The sequence below is a fragment of the Aeromicrobium sp. Sec7.5 genome (genome assembly GCF_036867135.1).
Classification (GTDB): Bacteria; Actinomycetota; Actinomycetes; order Propionibacteriales; family Nocardioidaceae; genus Aeromicrobium.
In genome coordinates, this window is the sequence record NZ_JBAJIJ010000001.1 from 2,534,386 (window position 1) to 2,549,081 (window position 14,696).

The following is a 14,696-nucleotide window of genomic DNA, read 5'->3' on the forward strand; positions in this document are numbered from 1 at the left end:
CCCCGCCCACGACGAAGCCCCCCGGACCCGAAGGTCCGAGGGGCTCGTCTTCAGCTGAGCTGCGTCAGATCAGATCACTTGTTGATCTTGGTGACACGGCCGGCGCCGACGGTACGGCCGCCCTCGCGGATGGCGAAGCGCAGGCCCTCCTCCATGGCGATGGGCTGGATCAGCTCGACGCTCATCTCGGTGTTGTCGCCGGGCATGACCATCTCGGTGCCCTCGGGCAGCGTGACGACGCCGGTGACGTCCGTGGTGCGGAAGTAGAACTGCGGGCGGTAGTTGTTGAAGAACGGCGTGTGACGGCCACCCTCCTCCTTGGACAGGATGTACGCCTGACCCTCGAACTCCGTGTGCGGCGTGGTCGAACCGGGAGCGATGATGACCATGCCCCGCTCGACGTCCTCACGCTTGGTGCCGCGCAGCAGCAGGCCCACGTTCTCGCCGGCCTGGCCCTCGTCGAGCAGCTTGCGGAACATCTCGATGCCCGTAACCGTCGTGGTCTGCTTGGTCTCACGGATGCCGACGATGTCGACGGTCTCGTTGACCTTGATGACGCCACGCTCGATACGACCCGTGATGACGGTGCCACGACCGGTGATCGTGAAGACGTCCTCGACCGGCATGAGGAACGGCTTCTCCGTCTCACGCGGCGGCATCGGGATGTAGTCGTCGACGGCCGCCATGAGCTCGGCGATCGAGTCGCCCCACTTGGCGTCGCCCTGGAGCGCGGGGTGCGCGGCAACACGGACGATCGGGACGTTGTCGCCGTCGAAGTCCTGGTCGCTCAGCAGCTCGCGGACCTCCATCTCGACGAGCTCGAGGATCTCCTCGTCGTCGACCATGTCGCACTTGTTGAGCGCGACGACCATCGACGGCACGCCGACCTGGCGAGCGAGCAGCACGTGCTCACGCGTCTGGGGCATGGGGCCGTCGGTGGCGGCGACCACGAGGATCGCGCCGTCCATCTGGGCCGCACCGGTGATCATGTTCTTGACATAGTCCGCGTGACCCGGGCAGTCGACGTGCGCGTAGTGGCGGTTCTCGGTCTGGTACTCGACGTGCGAGATGGAGATCGTGATGCCGCGCTGGCGCTCCTCGGGAGCCTTGTCGATCTGGTCGAAGGCCGAGGCCTCGTTCAGGTCGGGGTACTTGTCGTGCAGCACCTTCGTGATCGCCGCGGTCAAGGTCGTCTTGCCGTGGTCGATGTGTCCGATGGTACCGATGTTCATGTGCGGCTTGGTCCGCTCGAACTTCGCCTTAGCCACTGGGGCTCCTTCTGGGTTGTGATGGTGCTGACTGTGAAAGCCGTCGGGCCCCGCGTGGGAAACCTCGGGCCAGCCTAGGGGATGGGTACTACCGAGTGGTGGTGGGGCCGAGGCCCCCGCGGACTACTCGCCGCGGACCTTCTTGATGATCTCCTCCGCGACGGCCTTGGGGACCTCCGCGTACGAGTCGAACTGCATCGAGTACGAGGCACGGCCCGAGGTCTTGGACCGCAGGTCACCCACGTAGCCGAACATCTCCGAGAGCGGCACGAGCGCCTTGATGACCTTCGCACCGCCGTAGCCCTCGTCCATGGACGAGACCTGACCCCGGCGGGAGTTGATGTCGCCGATCACGTCGCCCATGTAGTCGTCGGGCGTCGTGACCTCGACGGAGAAGACGGGCTCGAGGAGGACCGGGCCAGCCTTGCGCGCGGCCTCCTTGAAGGCCATGTTGCCGGCCAGCTTGAACGCGAGCTCGCTGGAGTCGACGTCGTGGTAGGCGCCGTCCTCCAGGGTGAACTTGACGTCGACCATGGGGTAGCCGGCGAGGACGCCGAACTCCATGGCGGCCTGTCCACCGGCGTCGACCGACGGGATGTACTCGCGCGGCACGCGGCCGCCCGAGACCGCGTTGGCGAACTCGTAGCCCCCCTCGCCACCGGCGTCGGGGCCGTTGGGCGCGATGCCGATGACGACCTTCGCGAACTGGCCCGAACCACCGGTCTGCTTCTTGTGGGTGTAGCTGTGGCCCGTGACCGTCTTGCGGATGGTCTCGCGGTACGCGACCTGCGGCTTGCCGACGTTGGCCTCGACGTTGAACTCGCGCTTCATGCGATCCACGAGGATGTCGAGGTGGAGCTCGCCCATGCCGGCGATGATCGTCTGACCGGTCTCCTCGTCGGTGTGGACCTGGAACGTCGGGTCCTCCTCGGCGAGCTTCTGGATCGCGACGCCGAGCTTCTCCTGGTCGCTCTTGGTCTTGGGCTCGATGGCGACCTGGATGACCGGGTCGGGGAAGGTCATGGACTCCAGGACGATCGGGTTGGCCGAGTCGGCCAGCGTCTCGCCCGTGGTGGTGTCCTTGAGGCCCATGACGGCCACGATCTGGCCGGCGCCGACCGACGCGATCTCCTCACGCTTGTTGGCGTGCATCTGGTAGACCTTGCCGATTCGCTCCTTGCGGCCCTTGGTCACGTTGAGGACCTGGGTGCCCGCCTCGAGGCGGCCGGAGTAGACGCGCACGAACGTGAGCTTGCCGAGGTGCGGGTCGGTGGCGATCTTGAACGCCAGGCCCGAGAAGGGCACGTCGTCCGAGGGCTCGCGGGTGTCGTTCTTGCTCTCGTCCTTCGGGTCGAGGCCGACGATGGCGCCGACGTCGATGGGCGAGGGCAGGTAGGCGACGACGGCGTCGAGCAGGGGCTGGACGCCCTTGTTCTTGAACGCCGTGCCGCACAGAACGGGGTTGAGCTTGGCGGCCAGCGTGGCGCGACGGATCGCGGCCTGCAGGACCTCGACCGAGATGTCGGCGCCGTCGAGGAACAGCTCGGCGATCTCGTCGTCGACGTCCGACAGGGTCTCGAGCAGCGCCTCGCGGCCCTCCTCGGCGGCGTCGGCCAGGTCGGCCGGGATGTCCTCGACCGTGTAGTCCTCACCGATCGTGGTCTCGCCACGCCAGGTCAGGGCGCGCATGCCGACGAGGTCGACGACGCCCAGGAAGTCCTGCTCGGCGCCGATCGGGAGCTGCAGGACGAGCGCGGTCGCGCCGAGGCGCTCGCGGATCGTCTTGACGCAGAAGTCGAACGAGGCACCCGTGCGGTCGAGCTTGTTGACGAAGCACATGCGCGGGACGCCGTACTTGTCGGCCTGGCGCCAGACGGTCTCGGACTGCGGCTCGACGCCGGCGACACCGTCGAAGACGGCGACAGCGCCATCGAGGACGCGCAGCGAGCGCTCGACCTCGACGGTGAAGTCGACGTGGCCGGGGGTGTCGATGATGTTGATCTGGTGGTTCTTCCACCAGCAGGTCGTCGCGGCCGACGTGATGGTGATGCCGCGCTCCTGCTCCTGCTCCATCCAGTCCATCGTGGCGCCGCCGTCGTGGACCTCACCGATCTTGTAGTTGATACCGGTGTAGAAGAGGATCCGCTCGGTGGTGGTGGTCTTGCCGGCATCGATGTGCGCCATGATGCCGATGTTGCGGACCCGGGTGAGGTCGGTGGTGAGTTCGGTAGCCACTACGTGAGCTCTCTCTTGATCGTGGAACAGAGGGTGGTGCGGGCGGGGCCGGTGCGGCCCCGCCCTGCAGCGTTGATTACCAGCGGTAGTGCGCGAACGCGCGGTTGGCCTCGGCCATCTTGTGCGTGTCCTCGCGCTTCTTGACGGCTCCGCCGAGGCCGTTGCTGGCGTCGAGGATCTCGTTCTGGAGGCGCTCGGCCATGGTCTTCTCACGACGCTCGCCGGCGTACTTGACGAGCCAACGCATCGCGAGGGTCGTCTGACGGGCCGGGCGGACCTCGATCGGGACCTGGTAGGTCGCGCCGCCGACGCGGCGGCTCTTGACCTCGAGGCTCGGGCGGACGTTGTCGAGCGCACGCTTGAGCGTGATGACCGGATCGGTGGCGTTCTTCTCGCGGGCGCCCTCGAGCGCGGAGTAGACGATGCGCTGAGCGGTCTGCTTCTTGCCGTCGACGAGGATCTTGTTGATCAGCTGCGTGACGATCTGGCTGCTGTAGACCGGATCGGTCTCGGGGATGCGCTTGGTGGCGGGACCCTTACGAGGCATTAGCTCTTCTCCTTCTTGGCACCGTAGCGGCTGCGGGCCTGCTTGCGGCCCTTGACGCCCTGGGTGTCGAGCGAGCCACGGACGATCTTGTAGCGGACGCCGGGAAGGTCCTTCACACGACCACCACGGACGAGCACGATCGAGTGCTCCTGGAGGTTGTGGCCCTCACCGGGGATGTACGCGGTGACCTCGGTACCCGAGGAGAGCTTGACGCGCGCGACCTTGCGGAGCGCGGAGTTCGGCTTCTTCGGCGTGGTCGTGTACACGCGGGTGCACACCCCACGACGCTGCGGCGACCCCTTGAGGGCCGGCGTGCTGGTCTTGACCACCTTGGACTGGCGGCCCTTGCGGACCAGCTGATTGATCGTGGGCACTACGCGACATCCTTCTTCTCGACTGAGCGTCTCGACTCTTGATGCACTCGCCATCGGTCCCGGCGGATACGAAGATCCGGGCGTTCGGGACGACAGGATGTGTGCATCGGTCTGGTTGATCCAGACACGGCTTCCAAGACTACCCGGCGCGACAGGGCGGGTCAAAACGCCGACGGCGGCCGTCGACCGGCGCGCCGGGCCGTCCCTGATCAAGGCAGCGTCACGTCCGCGGGCCGCGCGCTCCGACCGCCCTCCAAGGCCGTCATGACGTGGTAGACCGTGATGGCCGCGACCGTGCCGAGCGCGATCCCGTTGAACGTCAGCTGCCCGGCGCTGAACGTGAAGTCGGCGATGCCGACGACCAGTGCGGTGGCAGCCGTGAACTGGTTGGCCGGCCGCGAGAAGTCCACCTGGTTGTCGATCCAGATCTTGATGCCGATCACGCCGATCAGGCCGTAGAGGGCGGTGGTCACTCCACCCAGGACCCCCGGCGGGATCGTGTTGACCACGGCGCCGACCTTGGGCAGGAAGCCGAGCGCGATCGCGAAGGCACCGGCCACCCAGTAGGCCGCGGTCGAGTAGACCTTCGTCGCGGCCATGACGCCGATGTTCTCGCCGTAGGTGGTGGTGCCGGAACCGCCGCCGAGGCCGGCGACCGTGGTCGCGAGGCCGTCGGCCAGCAGCGCCCGGCCCGTGCGCTCGTTGAGGGCGGGGTCGGTCAGGTGGGCGACGCTGCGGACGTGGCCCACGTTCTCGGCCACCAGCACGAGCACGACGGGGATGAAGGCGGGCAGCACCGACCAGGCCACGTCGGGGGTCGAGAAGTCCGGCAGGCCGATCCAGGCCGCGCTCTCGACCGGCCCGAAGTCGACCTGGTCGGCGAGGACCGCGGCGACGTAGCCGATCACGACGCCGAAGAAGATCGACAGCCGCGCGACCAGGCCGCGGAAGACGACGGTCCAGAGGATCACCGCCGCCAGGGTGATGAGCGCGACCCACGGCGCCTGCTCGAAGTTCGACCTCGCGACGGGCGCCAGGTTGAGGCCGATGAGCGCCACGATCGCACCGGCCACGACGGGCGGCATGAGCCAGTCGATCCAGCCGGTGCCCGTGACGGTGACGAGCGCACCGACCAGGGCCAGCAGGACGCCGACCGCCACGATGCCGAACAGGGCACCCCCCGGGCCGGCCTCCGAGGCGGTCGCGGCCGTGATGGGGGCGATGAAGGCGAAGGAGGACCCGAGGTAGCTCGGCAGACGGTTGCCCGTGATGACGAGGAAGAGGATCGTGCCGACGCCCGAGAAGAACAGCGTCGTCGTGGCCGGGAAGCCGGTGAGGATCGGCACGAGGAACGTGGCGCCGAACATCGCCACGACGTGCTGGAGGCCCAGCCCGATCGTGGCCGGCCAGGCGAGCCGCTCGTCGGGGCGCACGATGTCGCCCTCGGCGATCGCGCGACCGTCGTCTCCGTGCAGCTTCCAGGTCAGGGCCGGCTTCCAGGACGGGGTCGTCTTCGAGGACATGGGCCCATGATGGCGAAGCCCGGGTCCGCACGGCTCGTCCGACGCGCCGGTGGGAGCAGGGTCACGGGACCAGGGGTCCGCGCAGCAGGTCGCGGCCCGCGCCGGACGTCGTCAGTCGCTCGCGCTCGAGGCGTCCCCAGAGACCGAGGTAGAGGTCGGCCGCCGTGGCCCGGATCTCGCCGTCGGCGTCGGCACCCTCCCCGGCGTACAGCAGGATCGGCGTGCGCATGGCGTCGGGAGACTCCCCCACGACCCAGGAGCGTCCCGTGTCGGTGGCGACGACACGCACGCGCCCCTCCAGGTGGGGTCGCTGCCCCCGCGCCGTCATCCGCGGGAGCATGACGCCCAGCAGCTCGTCCACGCCGTCGGCGGCGAGCTCGGCGGAGATCGGCGTCCCGTCGGCGCCCAGCCCCAGCGCCAGCCCGGCGTCGATGACGTGGATCGTCGTCTCGTGCATCTGCCGCCGCGGCCAGTACGCGGCGGTCTCGTGCACCCGGGCCGAGTTGGGCGTCGGCTCGTCGGCCGGAACGGCTCGGACGACCTCGAGGAGAGCGGCCGCCGTCCGGGCGTACCAGTCCGCCCGCGGCTCGGTGACCCGGACACCCCGCGGCTCGTCGATCCGTTGCCCCGACAGCAGGATCGACGCCGCCCAGCGGTGCACCGTGCCGAGGTGTCCCGTGAGGTCGTCGATGGTCCAGCCGGGACAGCTCGGCACGGGCTCGTCGCCGAATGCGGCGTCCGCCACCTCGGCATAGCGCTGCATCGCCGTCGCGAGCTCGAGGACGTGGTCCATCGGGACTCCTGGTGAGGGGAAGTGGGACGTCCGTAGTCTCGCGCCAACCCGCCCCCGGCGCTGCCGGATCGCCAGGATCTCCCCCAGACCGGCTCCGCAGCGGTGCGGGGGCCGGGTCGGCACCACGGGTCGAGGTGGGTGGCTGCCGCTAGGGTTGCCCCGGATCTGATGACGATCGTTGGTCTGGAGGTGGAGGGCATGGGTCGCTGGAAGCGTGTCGCGTCGGCAGCACTGTCGGCAGCACTGGTCACCGTGGCCCTGGCGGGTTGCGAGATCGGTTCCGGGGACGCGGGCGGAGGGTCGGGCTCAGCCTCCGTGCCCGACGAGATCACCGCGCACGAGAGCGGCCCCGAGTCCCCCATCATCAACGGACTGACCGTCCCGGAGGGGGCGGTGCAGCTGGGTCCCCTCGCCCGGTACCGCAGCAATCGCATGATCGAGGCCTACCAGCCCGACCTCACCGTGGCACTGACCCGCCAAGGCGTCTCCGACGCCGTCTCGGCCGCCCGCGGCAACCCCGACGGCGTGGTGTCGCCGGAGCCGCCGGAGATCACCAAGTCCGGCCGGCCCGACGACGACACCTTCGCCCTGCTCGAGGAGCCGCCGCCCGCCGACGTCACGGTCGCGGTGATCCGGCTCGACGCCGAGTCGTCCACCGGCAAGTCGGAGATCGTGCAGGCGCTCGTCGCGCAGATCGCTGCCCTTCTGCCGGACGCCGATGTCGATCCCGAGGACTTCACGAGCTACTGCACCGTCGAGGACGACCGACTCACCGGGTGCGAGCTCGAGGTCGCGGGCGTCACGGGCGACGGGCGCAACCTCGCCATCTCGATGTCGGTCGACCCGGGCAACCCCGAGACCCGCATCGCCCCGCCCTCCAGCCTGACGCGCCCGGTCATGGAGGTGCGGGTCCAGGACTTCAGCGATCCGCGCATCGAGCGCACCGCCACCGAGGTCGAGACCGAGGAGCCGGAGCCGGTCCGCGGCGAGCTCGACGACATCATCTGGCCGGCGATGGACACCCAGGCCCCGGCCGACACGCCCCTGCTCAACGGCTGGGTCGCACCCGAAGGCACCCTGATCCTGCTCAGCTCGTTCCAGCCCGAGTTCGTGTCACTCAACGTGGCCAGCAGCTCCGAGGCGCGGGAGATCGCCCGCTCGTACGTCGAGTCGCTCTCGCCCGACGTGCCGGTCACGCTCGACTCGTACGAGGGCCTCAACGAGGTCGACGTCACGTTCTCGGCCACGGCGCCCGACGGTGAGCGAGCGGTCGCGACGCACGTCATCACCGCCCGCGGCAACTACGTGATGCTGTTCCACACGCCCGCGAGCTGATCCAGGCGTCCGAGCACGTGCTCGACCACGGGCAGCAGCGGGCGCCCGTCGGCAAGATCGCTCAGCGGGAGCCACAGCGCGAGGTCGGTCGTGCCTCCTGACTCCACGACGTGTGGCACGGCGTCGGTGTCGACGCGGCAGGCGTAGAGCAGGTGCACCCCGTGGTAGTCCTCCCAGGCGTCGCCTCGGCCGGGAGAGACGGTGTGCACGTCGTGCACCTCGATCAGCCGCTGCTCCAGCACCTCGAGCCCCGTCTCCTCGTGCATCTCGCGTCGGACGGCGTCGTTCGGCGACTCGCCGTGGTCGACTCCCCCACCGGGCAGCGCCCACCAACCGGCCGGGTAGCCGCGCGGCGAGACGCGGGTGATGAGCAGCTCGGGCTGCTCCCGCTCGCGCACCACGACCCCGTACGCACCGAGGCGCTGCGTCCGACGGATCTGCTCAGGGTGCTCCACGTCTCTCAGGATGTCACCTGACCGGGGGGTCGATACAGTCGGCTCGATGTCCGCCCTGGCCCCCCTCCCCGTCTCGCCGTCGGGTCCGAAGGAGCGCGTTGCCTACCTCGACAACGCGCGCTACTGGGTCATGCTCCTGGTCGTGATGGGGCACTGCCTCACCGAGTTCGTCGTGATGGACTCCGCCCGAGGCGTCTACACGTGGATCTACGCGTTCCACATGCCGTTCTTCATCCTGATCTCCGGGTACACGGCTCGGCACTACGTCGGGGACGTGCGCCAGATCCGACGGATCGTCAGCACGCTCGTCGTGCCGTACCTGCTCGTCGAGCTGAGCCTGCAGCTCATCACCCGCCACTACACCGGCGAGCCCGCCCAGCTCATGGTGCTGTCGCCGCAGTGGATCGGCTGGTTCATGGCGGCGCTGATCCTGTGGCGCCTCACGACGCCGATCTGGCGCGCGCTCCGCTACCCGATCACGACCTCGATCGTCATCTCCCTCGGCTCCGGGCTGATCGACATCCCCAACGTCCTGGCGATCCACAAGACCCTCGCGCTGCTGCCGTTCTACGTCATCGGCCTGCACATGACGCGCGAGGGCTTCCTGTCGCTCGGCACGGCGCGGATCCGGGCCGCGTCGGCCGCGCTGCTCGCGGGGCTGTTCGTGCTCAGCCAGCTCGTGAGCTTCCCGGACGCCCAGGAGTGGCTGCTCTGGAAGCACAGCTACGTCGACCTCGACGCCACGTTCGCCGAGGGTCTGATGGTCCGCACGGGCCTGATCGCGCTCGGGCTGCTGATGACGTTCGCCGCCCTGTCGCTCGTGCCGCGCAGACGGTCGTGGACCACCGCGTTCGGTGGGCGCACGTTCTACTGCTACCTCCTGCACGGTTTCGTCATCATCTGGCTCGACCGCCACTTCCACCTCTGGGACCAGCTCGAGCCGTACGGCGCCACCGCCGTGGCCGGTCTCATGTTCGCGGCGATCGCACTGGCGAACCTGCTCATGACACCCCCCTTCGCCCGCGTGTTCCGCCCCGTGTTCGAGCCCAGGCTCACCTGGCTGTTCCGCCCCATCGACGACTCCCCCCAGGTCAAGATCCCCGTCTGACCGGCGGGTTGGACCGACGATGATGCATGTCGGTAGCCATGGCTACCCAGATGCATCGTTCCGTCGCTGGGCGGCACCGGGACGAGGCACACCCCGCCATCCCCCGGCTCGCAGCGCTCGAACGAGCTGGTCGAGCACAGTCTCGGTTTCGTGCCGGATGACGTAGGACGTGAAGATCAGCAGGCGAGGGCCGTCAATGACGATCTCGTTGGCCCGCACCAGGTCCATCGACCACTGCACGACGCCGTGGTGGGGCAACCCGTGGACTTCGGCTGCGACGCCATACGGTCCCCACTCGACGTCGAGGAAGTAGCGTCCGTCCTTGCCGCGCACGGCCCGCTGACGGGTGGGCCGGGGCAGGCCGGCCACCAGCATGAGCTCATCGAAGACTTTCTCCGGCAGAGACTGAACGCCGCCGACCGCGTCGAGCACCGACTCACGCACCAGCCCGACTCGATTCACCGATCCGCGGCGATCGAGCGCGGCGTGGAGAAGGCGGTCGTTGACCAAACCCTGCTGGAACGTCGCGAGCACAGCGGCACGCGCATACCGGTCCGTGGCGGCCCACGACGCGAAGTCGATCACGCTGCGTGCCATGACCGTTCGGCGCGGTCGCCGAGCCTGGTGCACGTCGACCCGGTCCAACAGGGTGCTCCAGTGCGTCTCGAGGCCTTCGCACCGCGGCCGGCGAGCACCTTCGGGGACCGTGACGTAGGTGCGAGTCGACGTGAACCCCTCCAGCCCCTCGAGCTCGAGGGCTGTCGCACCGGCCAGTGCCGACCGGGGCGGGCAGGCCGCCAGGCGCACCTCGTGCTGCTCGAGCTGGCTCAGCGGGCCGTTGTGGGTGACGACGACCCCCAGCGCCGGGCGCTGCCACCGGCCGGAGTTGATGGCATGCCGCACGCGGCCACGACCGTGGACCGCCTCGGCTTCGAACGTGCGAAGAACCGTCATGGACCGATGCCAGTCGGTCTCAGTCCATCGCACCACCTTCTCTCGTCCGCTTGGGGACGAGGCGGCCCTGTGGAGGGACCGAGGACGATGCATCACGGTCCCGAGGACAACCGCCATGCAGCGTCGTCAGTCCCTGCGAGACAGAGCGTGATGCATCCGGGCAGCCGGAGCTACCGCGATGCATCATCGTCAGTCCCCACCCGATTCACGCACGAGGGCCCCGGGTCCGCCGTGTGGCGGTCCCGGGGCCCTCAGGCGATCAGCGAGCGATCAGCTCTCGTAGGAGGTGTAGTCGTACGAGTCGACCTGCACACCCTCGGTCTGGCCGAAGTTGTAGTCGTAACCCTCGTAGCCCGAGACCGCGTACGCGTTCTGGCGGGCCTCCTCGGTCGGCTCGACCGCGATGTTGCGGTACCGCTCCAGGCCGGTGCCGGCCGGGATGAGCTTGCCGATGATGATGTTCTCCTTGAGGCCACGCAGCCAGTCCGACTTGCCGTGGATCGCCGCGTCGGTGAGAACGCGGGTGGTCTCCTGGAACGACGCGGCCGACAGCCACGACTCGACGGCCAGCGAGGCCTTCGTGATGCCCATCAGCACCGGACGACCCGAGGCCGGCGTGCCACCCTCGGCGACGACGCGGCGGTTCTCGGCCTCGAACGAGGCCCGGTCGACCAGGTCGCCTGGGATCAGGTTCGAGTCGCTCTGCTCGATGACCGTCACGCGACGAAGCATCTGGCGCACGATGATCTCGATGTGCTTGTCGTGGATCGCCACGCCCTGGCTGCGGTAGACCTCCTGGACCTCGTCCACGAGGTGCTCCTGCGCCTTGCGGACACCGAGGATGCGCAGGACCTCCTGCGGGTCGGGCGTGCCGTGGGTGAGCTGGTCGCCCACCTCGACGTGCTGACCATCGGTGATCTGCAGACGCGAACGCTTCGTGACCGGGTACTCCAACGGCTCCGTGCCGTCGTCCGGCGTGACGACGAGCTTGCGCATCGCCTCGGAGTCGTCGATCTGGACGCGACCGGCCACCTCGGTGATCGGCGCCTTGCCCTTGGGCTGACGCGCCTCGAACAGCTCGACGACGCGCGGCAGACCGTGCGTGATGTCGTCACCGGCCACACCACCGGTGTGGAAGGTACGCATCGTGAGCTGCGTGCCGGGCTCACCGATCGACTGGGCCGCGATGGTGCCGACGGCCTCGCCGATGTCGACGAGCTTGCCGGTGGCCAGCGAGCGGCCGTAGCACTTGGCGCAGCTACCGGCGGCGGCCTCGCAGGTCAGGACCGTGCGGACCCGGACCTCCTCGAGACCAGCGGCGATCAGGCGATCGATGTCGTCGTCGCCGATGTCCTCACCGGCGCCGATCAGGACATCGCCGCTCTTCGGGTCGACGATGTCGGTGGCCGAAGCACGGGCGTAGATCGAGGTCTCGACGTGCTCGTGGGGCACCAGGGTGCCGTCCTCGAGCTTCTCGGCGATCTTCTTGGGCAGACCACGCTCGGTGCCGCAGTCGGGCTCGCGGATGATGACGTCCTGGCTGACGTCGACGAGTCGGCGCGTCAGGTAGCCCGAGTCGGCCGTACGCAGCGCCGTGTCGGCCAAGCCCTTGCGAGCACCGTGGGTCGCGATGAAGTACTCGACGACCGACAGGCCCTCGCGGTAGTTCGACTTGATCGGACGCGGGATGATCTCGCCCTTGGGGTTGGCCACGAGGCCACGCATGGCGGCGATCTGCCGCAGCTGCATCATGTTTCCGCGCGCACCCGAGTTGACCATCATGTAGATCGGGTTGTCGACGTGGAAGTTCTCGTTCATCGCCTCCGCGACCTCGGCCGTGGCCTGGGTCCAGATCTCGATGAGCTCCTGACGACGCTCGTCCTCGGTGATCAGACCGCGGTCGAACTGCTTCTGGACCTTGGCCGCCAGGTCCTCGTAGCGCGCGAGGATCTCGGGCTTGGAGTCCGGGCTGACGACGTCGTCCATCGAGATCGTGACGCCCGAGCGCGTGGCCCAGTGGAAGCCGGTGTCCTTCAGCGCGTCGAGCGCATTGGCCACGTCGACCTTGCTGTACCGCTCGGCCAGAGCGTTGACGATGACGCCGAGCTCCTTCTTGCCGACCTGGTAGTTGACGAACTCGAAGTCCTCCGGAAGCGCCTCGTTGAAGATCGCGCGACCCAGGGTCGTCTGCTTGGTGACGCCGTCGATCCGGATCGCGACCTTGCTCTGCAGCGTGATCTCACGACGGTCGAACGCCATGACCGCCTCGGCCATCGAGCCGAAGCTGCGGCCCTCGCCGAGGTGCCCGTCACGATCGAGGGTCAGGAAGTACAGACCGATGATCATGTCCTGGGTCGGCATCGTGACCGGCCGGCCGTCGGAGGGCTTCAGGATGTTGTTGGTCGACAGCATCAGGATGCGGGCCTCGGCCTGGGCCTCGGCCGACAGCGGCAGGTGCACGGCCATCTGGTCACCGTCGAAGTCGGCGTTGAAGGCCGAGCAGACGAGCGGGTGGATCTGGATGGCCTTGCCCTCGATGAGCTGCGGCTCGAACGCCTGGATGCCCAGACGGTGCAGGGTGGGCGCGCGGTTGAGCAGCACGGGGTGCTCGGCGATGACCTCTTCGAGGACGTCCCACACGACCGGGCGCGCACGCTCGACCATGCGCTTGGCGCTCTTGATGTTCTGTGCGTGCGCGAGGTCGACCAGGCGCTTCATGACGAAGGGCTTGAAGAGCTCCAGCGCCATCTGCTTGGGCAGACCGCACTGGTGCAGCTTCAGCTGCGGGCCGACGACGATGACCGAACGGCCCGAGTAGTCGACGCGCTTGCCGAGCAGGTTCTGGCGGAAGCGACCCTGCTTGCCCTTGAGCATGTCGGAGATCGACTTCAGCGGACGGTTGCCCGGCCCGGTGACCGGACGACCACGACGGCCGTTGTCGAACAGCGAGTCGACGGCCTCCTGCAGCATCCGCTTCTCGTTGTTGACGATGATCTCGGGCGCGCCGAGGTCGAGCAGTCGCTTGAGGCGGTTGTTGCGGTTGATGACGCGGCGGTACAGGTCGTTCAGGTCCGACGTGGCGAAGCGGCCACCGTCGAGCTGGACCATGGGCCGCAGCTCCGGCGGGATCACCGGGACGGCGTCCAGGACCATGCCGGACGGGTGGTTGCCCGAGGCGCGGAACGCCTCGACGACCTTGAGGCGCTTGAGGGCGCGGGTCTTGCGCTGGCCCTTGCCCGTGGCGATGATCTCCTTCAGCACCTCGGCCTCGTTGTCGAGGTCGAAGTCCTGCAGGCGACGCTGGATCGCGGCGGCACCCATGAAGCCCTCGAAGTACGCACCGAAGCGGTACGTCATGTCGCGGTACAGCATCTCGTCGCCCTCGAGGTCCTGGACCTTGAGCTTGGTGAAGCGGTCCCAGACCTCGTTCAGGCGGTCGAGCTCGCGGTCGAAGCGCGTGCGGATCGCCTTCTCCTCGCGCTCCGCGGCGTCCTTGACCTTGCGCTTGGCGTCGGCCTTGGCGCCCTCGTCCTCGAGGGCCTTCAGGTCCTCCTCGGCCTTGCGGCCGCGGTCGGCGAGCGCGGTGTCGCGACGCGTCTCGATCTGCTCGCGCTCGAGCCCGATCTTGGCCTCGAGCGAGGAGAGGTCGCGGTGACGCGCCTCCTCGTCGACGCGGGTGATCATGTAGGCCGCGAAGTAGATGACCTTCTCGAGGTCCTTCGGCGCGAGGTCGAGCAGGTAGCCCAGACGGCTCGGGACGCCCTTGAAGTACCAGATGTGCGTGACCGGCGCGGCGAGCTCGATGTGACCCATGCGCTCACGACGGACGTTCGACCGGGTGACCTCGACGCCACAGCGCTCGCACACGATGCCCTTGAAGCGGACCCGCTTGTACTTGCCGCAGTAGCACTCCCAGTCCCGGGTGGGACCGAAGATCTTCTCGCAGAACAGACCGTCGCGCTCAGGCTTGAGCGTGCGGTAGTTGATGGTCTCGGGCTTCTTGACCTCGCCGTGCGACCACTGACGGATGTTGTCAGCGGTTGCGAGCCCGATCTTGAGCCGGTCGAAGTTGTTAACGTCGAGCACGTGTTCTTCTCTCCGTGG

Annotated in this window: 11 protein-coding genes; 2 read left to right on the forward strand and 9 right to left on the reverse strand. The window is 68.4% G+C overall.

Annotated features, from left to right (window positions below; translation table 11 throughout):
* Positions 1-74: 74 nt before the first annotated feature.
* From tuf to V6S66_RS12725, 6 genes are all read right to left on the reverse strand, one after another.
* On the reverse strand, positions 75-1,268 hold the full coding sequence (gene tuf, locus V6S66_RS12700) for an elongation factor Tu (RefSeq protein ID WP_334207101.1): 1,194 nt from the start codon (positions 1,266-1,268) through the stop codon (positions 75-77).
* Positions 1,269-1,391: 123 nt separating this feature from the next.
* Positions 1,392-3,503 carry an elongation factor G gene (fusA, locus tag V6S66_RS12705; RefSeq protein ID WP_334207102.1) on the reverse strand — a complete coding sequence of 704 codons (2,112 nt, stop codon included), beginning with the start codon at positions 3,501-3,503 and terminating at the stop codon, positions 1,392-1,394.
* Positions 3,504-3,579: 76 nt separating this feature from the next.
* Entirely contained in the window at positions 3,580-4,050 is a 471-nt protein-coding gene (gene rpsG / locus V6S66_RS12710) for a 30S ribosomal protein S7 (RefSeq protein WP_229051888.1), read from the reverse strand.
* On the reverse strand, positions 4,050-4,424 hold the full coding sequence (gene rpsL / locus V6S66_RS12715; RefSeq protein ID WP_229051889.1) for a 30S ribosomal protein S12: 375 nt from the start codon (positions 4,422-4,424) through the stop codon (positions 4,050-4,052). The genes rpsG and rpsL overlap by 1 nt, the downstream gene beginning before the upstream one ends.
* 209 nt (positions 4,425-4,633) lie before the next feature.
* Positions 4,634-5,947 carry a uracil-xanthine permease family protein gene (locus V6S66_RS12720; protein ID WP_334207103.1) on the reverse strand — a complete coding sequence of 438 codons (1,314 nt, stop codon included), beginning with the start codon at positions 5,945-5,947 and terminating at the stop codon, positions 4,634-4,636.
* 61 nt (positions 5,948-6,008) lie between these two features.
* Positions 6,009-6,740 (reverse strand): maleylpyruvate isomerase family mycothiol-dependent enzyme, encoded by a 732-nt coding sequence (locus V6S66_RS12725; RefSeq protein WP_334207104.1) that lies wholly within the window; start codon positions 6,738-6,740, stop codon positions 6,009-6,011.
* Between the two features lie 168 nt (positions 6,741-6,908).
* Here V6S66_RS12725 and V6S66_RS12730 point away from each other — a divergent pair, with 168 nt between their 5' ends.
* On the forward strand, positions 6,909-8,075 hold the full coding sequence (locus tag V6S66_RS12730; RefSeq protein WP_334207105.1) for a hypothetical protein: 1,167 nt from the start codon (positions 6,909-6,911) through the stop codon (positions 8,073-8,075).
* Here the strand turns inward: V6S66_RS12730 and V6S66_RS12735 are convergent.
* Complete coding sequence (locus V6S66_RS12735) at positions 8,042-8,530, reverse strand: NUDIX hydrolase (RefSeq protein WP_334207106.1); 489 nt, start codon at positions 8,528-8,530, stop codon at positions 8,042-8,044. The two genes, V6S66_RS12730 and V6S66_RS12735, sit on opposite strands and share 34 nt — an antisense overlap.
* A 46-nt stretch (positions 8,531-8,576) precedes the next feature.
* Here V6S66_RS12735 and V6S66_RS12740 point away from each other — a divergent pair, with 46 nt between their 5' ends.
* Positions 8,577-9,638, forward strand: coding sequence for an acyltransferase family protein (locus V6S66_RS12740; RefSeq protein ID WP_334207107.1), 1,062 nt, complete (start codon positions 8,577-8,579; stop codon positions 9,636-9,638).
* Positions 9,639-9,680: 42 nt separating this feature from the next.
* On the opposite strand, the gene V6S66_RS12745 is transcribed toward V6S66_RS12740, so the two are convergent.
* Both V6S66_RS12745 and V6S66_RS12750 read right to left on the reverse strand, forming a co-directional pair.
* Positions 9,681-10,592, reverse strand: coding sequence for a hypothetical protein (locus V6S66_RS12745; protein ID WP_334207108.1), 912 nt, complete (start codon positions 10,590-10,592; stop codon positions 9,681-9,683).
* Between the two features lie 270 nt (positions 10,593-10,862).
* Positions 10,863-14,678: a DNA-directed RNA polymerase subunit beta' gene (locus tag V6S66_RS12750; protein ID WP_334207109.1), complete on the reverse strand. Its 3,816-nt coding sequence runs from the start codon at positions 14,676-14,678 to the stop codon at positions 10,863-10,865.
* Positions 14,679-14,696: the final 18 nt, after the last annotated feature.

Bases quoted from the DNA above. Each gene is read 5' to 3' on its own strand.
- rpsG (WP_229051888.1), bottom strand. From the start codon at position 4,050: ATGCCTCGTAAGGGTCCCGCCACCAAGCGCATCCCCGAGACCGATCCG.
- V6S66_RS12720 (WP_334207103.1), bottom strand. From the start codon at position 5,947: ATGTCCTCGAAGACGACCCCGTCCTGGAAGCCGGCCCTGACCTGGAAG.
- V6S66_RS12725 (WP_334207104.1), bottom strand. From the start codon at position 6,740: ATGGACCACGTCCTCGAGCTCGCGACGGCGATGCAGCGCTATGCCGAG.
- V6S66_RS12730 (WP_334207105.1), top strand. From the start codon at position 6,909: ATGACGATCGTTGGTCTGGAGGTGGAGGGCATGGGTCGCTGGAAGCGT.
- V6S66_RS12740 (WP_334207107.1), top strand. From the start codon at position 8,577: ATGTCCGCCCTGGCCCCCCTCCCCGTCTCGCCGTCGGGTCCGAAGGAG.
- V6S66_RS12745 (WP_334207108.1), bottom strand. From the start codon at position 10,592: ATGACGGTTCTTCGCACGTTCGAAGCCGAGGCGGTCCACGGTCGTGGC.